We start from the raw sequence: 5,862 nt of genomic DNA on the forward strand, positions 1-5,862 counted from the left end.
AAGCGGGAGGCGTCCTGCCGGAAGGGGGGGGGAGGGCCGCGACCTTCGGGGAGGAACCCGGGGCCGGAAAAGCGCAATGCGGTGAGGGGCAGGAGCGGACGGAGCGTCGGACTTCCGGACGGGGCGGGGCGAAAAAAATGAAAAAAGCCGCCGCGAAGAACATTCGCGACGGCGGAAAGGGGCGCTCGGCCGCAGCGGGAAGGAAGGATCGCTGCGGTTTTGCCGAAGATGGCGTCAGGAGAGCGAAGCGCCGAGTTCTCTGGCCTGCTTCAGGGCTTCATGGCCGCCGTTCTTGAGAATGTCGCCGATCTGGAGCACGCCGCCGGCCAGAATGGAGCCGAGGTCGTGCCAGCCGAGCTGCTCAAGAAGGGTGTGATAGTAGTCGAGCACGGGTTTGCCGTTTTCGGGCGTATTGCCTTCGGCCGCCATGAGCAGCACGCAGTTCTTGATGGGGTTGCGGTATTCGCTGTCGAGCTCCGCCACGGCGAAGAGGCGGTCAAAGGCGGCCTTGAGCTGGGAGGAAAAGCCCCAGTAGTACATGGGGGAGGCCAGCACCACGATGTCGGCTTCCTTGTAGGCGGGGTAGATGAGGGCCATGTCGTCCTTCTGCACGCAGGGGCTCTGCGGATCCTTGCCGCCCTTCATGCAGCCGAGACAGCCGTGTATGTTCATGGTCTGAAGGTCGAATCTCGTCACATGGTTTCCCGCGGCCTCGGCGCCCTCGACGAAGGCGTCGCAAAGGGTTGCGGTGTTGCCGTGCTTTCTGGGACTGCCGTTGAGAATGACAATGTTCTTGCTCATGCGAGATCTCCTCATGTGTTGATGTGCCTAAATATGTATCGAACGATATAAAAATAGTCAACATATTTTATCAATTATTATATAAATATGTAATCACTTGTAATTGATTATAATTTTAATGAGATGAGGATAACTGCTCAAGCGAGGGGGCGGGTTTCAGCTTCTTGTGCCATTTGGGCAGCATGCGCACGGCAAAGGAGGCGGCGTCCCTGAGTTCCTCCGCGTTCAGGCCGTCTCTGGCCTGGAGGGACATGCCTTCAAGAAAGGTGTTGAAGGCTCCGGCCATAGCTTCTATCTGCGTGTCTTCGGGAAGCTGTCCTTCGAGCACGGCCTGCCGGATTTTTTCGGCGAACATGTTTTTGGTGTCGAGGCGCATCTGACGCAGCGTGCGGATGACGTTCTGCTCGCTTTCGGAAATGTTGACCGCCGCAAGCACGACCATGCAGCCGCAGGGGGTGTCGGGGGAGCGCAGAATGCCTGCGGCCTCGATGAAGAAGTTGTTCACGGCCCGGTAGAAGTCCTTTTCCTCCATGAATCTGCGGGAAGGTGCGGCCCAGTACCGCTGTTCGTAATAGGTTACGGCTTCCAGAAACAGGGCGGACTTGTTTCCGAACGCGGCGTAGAGGCTGGGGGCGTTGATGCTCATGGCCGAGCACAGCTCGGAAACGGAGGCCGGTCCGTAGCCGCGCTGCCAGAAGACTTCGAGGGCCTTGAGAAGGGCCGTGTTCCTGTCGAAGTTGCGGGGGCGGCCCTTGCCGCGCGCTGCCGGATTGCTGGATGTCGCCGTCATGGAAGGATCTCCCTCGAACGGAAGGTTTGCCTGCGCCTGCAGGGGAAAACGCCGTGTTTGCGCACGGCGCGGGTGTTCTTTTCTTTGCCTGTAAGATGCGCTATTCTGCCCTCGCCCGGGAAGGGGCGTCAAGCCGGACATTTGCGGTAAGTCCGCGGGAGCATAAGGTATGGAAGCTGAAGTACGCAAGGATTCTCTGTACGCGTGGGTATTGGCCTGTCGGCCGAAAACGCTGGCGGCGGCGCTCGCCCCGGTGGTCGTTGGCTGTTCTCTCGCCGTGTGGGCGGGCTGTTTTCGTCCGGTTCCGGCGCTTCTTTGCGTGCTTTTCGCCGTGCTCATGCAGATTGCGTCGAACTTCATCAACGACGTGTGCGACTTCGAGCAGGGCAACGACAGGGACGACCGCCTCGGGCCGCGCCGCGCCTGCGCCCAGGGCTGGATATCGCCCCGCAGCATGAAGATCGGCATTGTCGTTGATCTTGCGCTGGCGCTCTGCGCCGGACTTCCGCTCGTCTGGTACGGCGGCTGGAACATGGCCGTCGTGGCGCTGGTGTGCCTGGCGTGCGCCTACATGTATTCCGCCGGGCCGTATCCGCTTGCGGCGCACGGCTGGGGCGACGTGCTCGTGGTGGTGTTCTTCGGCCTGGTGGCCGTGGGCTTCACCTACTACGTGCAGGCCGGAGCCTGGGCTCCGCAGGCCACGCTGGCCGGGCTTGCCGTGGGCGTGTGCATCAATCTGCTGCTCACCATCAACAACTTCCGCGACCGCGATCAGGACAAACTTTCCGGCAAGAAAACGCTCATTGCGCGTTTCGGGGCGGATTTCGGCCTGCGGTATTATCTGGCGCAGGGGGGATTCGCCTGCGCGTTTGCGCTGTGTCTCATTCCGCATGGGCTGTTCTGGGCGGGGCTTTTGCCGCTGCTCTTTCTTGTTCCGCACTATCGGGTGTGGAGCCGCATTGTTTCCATTTACGAAGGCCGGGCGCTCAATCGCTGTCTCGGTCTCACGTCGCGCAACATTCTTATTTTCAGTCTGCTGCTCGCTGCCGGACTGCTGCTCGACGCCGCCGCAAAGTAGCGGTCAGCGCAGGGCCTGCCACAGACAGACGAGGCCGGCAACGACGATCACGGCCATGAGCGCGCGGCGGAACAGTTCCACGCGGATGCGCTTCACCACCGGAAAGGCGCACACGGCGCCGAGCATGCAGGCGGGTATGCCGTACATGGCGTAGCCGATCACCTGCGGCGTGTAGAATCCGGCCTGCGCCTGAAGAAGGCAGGTAAAAAGACTGCGCACGAGAAAGAAGACGCCGAGCGTGCCCAGCACTTCGCGCGGCGACCAGCCGCGATAGAGCGCGTAGGCCCCGGCGGGCGGGCCGTCGAAGGAGATGGCCGTGCCGAGAAGTCCGGCGCCGAAGCCTGCGGTGCCGCCGAGAATCCAGGAATCTTCCTTTTTGCTTCCGGCTTTGGCCACGCGCTGCCAGAGCACATAGACCACGAGCAGCACGCCCACCGCGCCCTGAAGCACGGCGTCGGATACCATCTGAAGAATGTAGAGACCTGCGAACGATCCGGGCAGCGCGCCGAGCAGCAGCGGCCAGAGCGCTTTGACGCGGCAGTGGCGGAAGTGCATGAAGGCCAGGCTGCCGTCCATGGCCGCGTTGAGGATGCAGCTGAGGGGAATGACCACGTGCATGGGGAGAACGAGGGCGGCCGCGGGAACCGCGACCATGGCTCCGCCTATGCCCGTGAGGCCGGAGACGAAGCCTCCCGCGAACCAGCAGAGAAAAACGATGAGCGAAGTGGTGTCCATGGAGCGAGCCTCTGATGTCGATACGAGGGGGGGATGGAGCGCTTCGGAGCGTTTTGGGACGGATGACGCAGAGTTGCGCCGAAGAAAGGGAGAGGAAAATCCGCAGAAGCGTGACGCGTGGGGCGGAAAAGAGCGTTGTGTCTGGCCTCGGAGAGGTCGTCGGCCGGTTTTCCGCGAGGGGCGCGCTCTGCTGCGGCGAAACACAGGGCGACGCCGGAGGCGGCAGGGGGAAACGCCTCCGACGCGCAGGAGGGAGAGAAACGGGCCGCCGACGGTTTCGCCGGTGGCCCGCTTCTTCAGTTATGAGCGCGGAGCTCAGGCGTTTTCACGTTCAATGTTGCAGGAAGAGGTCTTCTTGTCGAACAGAATGGGGATGTCGGTGCCGCCGAGGATGTTCCTGGAAATTTCCTCAGTGGAGAGGTTGCTCCAGACCTTCTTGTTGGAGAAGTAGAACACGAATCCCATGACGACCCACACGGCGAGCACGCAGCGCGGCGCGAAGGAGATGTAGGCGGGGGAGCCGGGGGTGAGGAGCAGGACGAGGGTCAGAATGGAGCAGATGGTGCCCATGACGCAGCAGAACAGGCCGATGCTTCTGCCGCTGGTTTCGCTGCTGTTGAGGATGGCGCGGCGGGCGACGAGGCAGGTGAAGAGGTAGCCGATGCCGGTGCCGACGGAGCTCATGTCCACGGTCCAGCCGACGGCGGAGCGGCCGGCGAAGGGAGTGAGCAGAGCGAGGAGGGCGGTGAAGAGGATGGCGTTGTAGGGGGTGTGGTAGGTGGGATGGATGCGTCCGAACCATTCGGGGAGGATGCGGCCTCTGGACATGGCGAGGAGCAGGCGGCTGGCGGCCACGAAGAAGCCGTTGATGCCGGTGCAGACGGCGCCGAACACGGCGCAGGCCAGGATGATGGAGCCGAGCTTGCCGAAGGCGAGGGTGGCCACGTAGCCGGTCGCCCAGGCATGACCGCCGGCGGCTCTCATTTCTTCCATCTTGGCGAGGAGTTCAGGGTAGGGGATGGCGATGGCCACGCCCAGCATGACCATGGCATAGAGGATCATGCCCACGAAGATGGAAACGACCATGATGTTGCGGCAGCGGCTGGGCTCGAAGGCGAATTCTTCCGATGCCTGCGGCACGGTGTCGAAGCCGACGAAGAGGAAGGGCGAAAGGGCGAAGATGCTCATGATGCAGGCGGCCTGGGACTTGTTTTCCGCGAAGAGGGGCACGAGGTTGCTGATGCCGGCGGAATCCAGGGAGGCGGAGCCGAAGAAGAAGGCCACGATGCCGAAGGTGAGCATGAAGGCGAGGATGAGCTGGAGCTTGCCGGCCATGCCCACGCTGCGGTAGTTGAGCCAGCCGAAGACGATGGTGCCGGCAGTCATGAGCAGCACTTCGCCGACATACACCTTCCATCCTGCGATGGTGTAGAGTTCGCCGAACTCAAACACGCCGGGGAAGAGGAAGCGGAAGATGAGCGAGAGGGCGGCTATGTCGATCATGACGATGGCGATGTAGCCGATGACGAGCGCCCAGCCGCAGATGAACGAGGCGGTGGGGCCGAAGCCTATGTAGGCATAGGTGAATGCGCCGCCGGCCACGGGGGCGTATTTGACCATGTAGCTGTAGCACACACCCACAAAGGAAATGAGGATGGCGCCGGCAAGGAAGCCGAGCAGGGTGCCGAGAGGACCTGCGGAAGGAAGAAACATGTCGCCGGGAAGAACAAAGCAGCCCCAACCGACAATGGAACCTAGCGCGAGAGCGCAAACCTGCATGGGAGACAAAGATTTCGTAAGCTTGGCTTCTGACATGGCGTTTTCCTGCTGAATGAAGAGGGGAAACCTGCGGAAGCAGGCGAGGTTCGCCCGGGAATCTCCGGAAAGGGAGGTTCGGGCACTGCGGACCGACAACAAGCAAACAACTTTTGGGGGGATGCACGTGATCAAAATAATGTGAGATGCGTCACGTGAAGCAAGAACCATGCCAAAGCTGATACTAAAAAGAATCATATAGTTAATGCTATGAAAATAAAAGATATTTTTTTAAATCGATAATAAAAATCATTATGTTAAAAAAAGAAAATGATCAAAAAATAAAAAAATTTTTTCTTTTTTGAAAGAAATATGTGAAAAGTAGAGCTAATATAATGAATGAAGCCGGTAAAAATTCCTGTCGAAGGTCGATTTTCAGGCGATGATTGTGCAAAAAATGTCATATCAGGAGAAATTTTTCGAGTCGGCATGCCGGGAAACGTGTGGCCGGAGCCGACGCGCAGAAATTTTTCGGCGCAGGCTTCAGGAGGGGAAAGCGCCGGCGATTCGCGCTGAAAAGAGAGGAAAAAGCGTAATATAAAGGATGAAAGAGGAAAAATTTTTACCGGTGGCCTTGACCGGATTCGTCCGCCTCCCGCCGACAGGTCGGCGGATGACGCCGGAAGATGTTTCCGCGCTCGGC

Annotated in this window: 6 protein-coding genes; 1 reads left to right on the top strand and 5 read right to left on the bottom strand. The window is 60.2% G+C overall.

The window, feature by feature from the left end; all coding sequences use genetic code 11:
- Positions 1-234: 234 nt before the first annotated feature.
- Both ACZM96_RS09135 and ACZM96_RS09140 read right to left on the bottom strand, forming a co-directional pair.
- A complete protein-coding gene (locus tag ACZM96_RS09135; protein WP_489488672.1) occupies positions 235-801 on the bottom strand; it encodes a flavodoxin family protein in 567 nt (188 codons plus the stop codon).
- A gap of 115 nt (positions 802-916) precedes the next feature.
- Positions 917-1,591: a TetR/AcrR family transcriptional regulator gene (locus ACZM96_RS09140; RefSeq protein WP_489488673.1), complete on the bottom strand. Its 675-nt coding sequence runs from the start codon at positions 1,589-1,591 to the stop codon at positions 917-919.
- 169 nt (positions 1,592-1,760) lie between these two features.
- On the opposite strand from ACZM96_RS09140, the gene menA reads away from it, so the two are divergent.
- Positions 1,761-2,669, top strand: a complete 909-nt coding sequence (gene menA / locus ACZM96_RS09145) for a 1,4-dihydroxy-2-naphthoate octaprenyltransferase (protein WP_489488674.1) — start codon at positions 1,761-1,763, stop codon at positions 2,667-2,669.
- Between the two features lie 3 nt (positions 2,670-2,672).
- On the opposite strand, the gene ACZM96_RS09150 is transcribed toward menA, so the two are convergent.
- The 3 genes from ACZM96_RS09150 to ACZM96_RS09160 all read right to left on the bottom strand — a co-directional run.
- Complete coding sequence (locus tag ACZM96_RS09150) at positions 2,673-3,404, bottom strand: sulfite exporter TauE/SafE family protein (RefSeq protein WP_489488676.1); 732 nt, start codon at positions 3,402-3,404, stop codon at positions 2,673-2,675.
- 315 nt (positions 3,405-3,719) lie between these two features.
- Entirely contained in the window at positions 3,720-5,219 is a 1,500-nt protein-coding gene (locus tag ACZM96_RS09155) for an APC family permease (RefSeq protein WP_489488677.1), read from the bottom strand.
- A 257-nt stretch (positions 5,220-5,476) separates the two neighbouring features.
- Positions 5,477-5,862 (bottom strand): hypothetical protein (locus ACZM96_RS09160; RefSeq protein WP_489488678.1); only part of this gene is annotated, 386 nt, incomplete at its 5' end.

The sequence above is a fragment of the Mailhella sp. genome (genome assembly GCF_057866825.1).

Coding starts and splice junctions, on each gene's coding strand:
- ACZM96_RS09150 (WP_489488676.1), bottom strand. CDS start 3,404: ATGGACACCACTTCGCTCATCGTTTTTCTCTGCTGGTTCGCGGGAGGC.
- menA (WP_489488674.1), top strand. CDS start 1,761: ATGGAAGCTGAAGTACGCAAGGATTCTCTGTACGCGTGGGTATTGGCC.
- ACZM96_RS09155 (WP_489488677.1), bottom strand. CDS start 5,219: ATGTCAGAAGCCAAGCTTACGAAATCTTTGTCTCCCATGCAGGTTTGC.
- ACZM96_RS09140 (WP_489488673.1), bottom strand. CDS start 1,591: ATGACGGCGACATCCAGCAATCCGGCAGCGCGCGGCAAGGGCCGCCCC.
- ACZM96_RS09135 (WP_489488672.1), bottom strand. CDS start 801: ATGAGCAAGAACATTGTCATTCTCAACGGCAGTCCCAGAAAGCACGGC.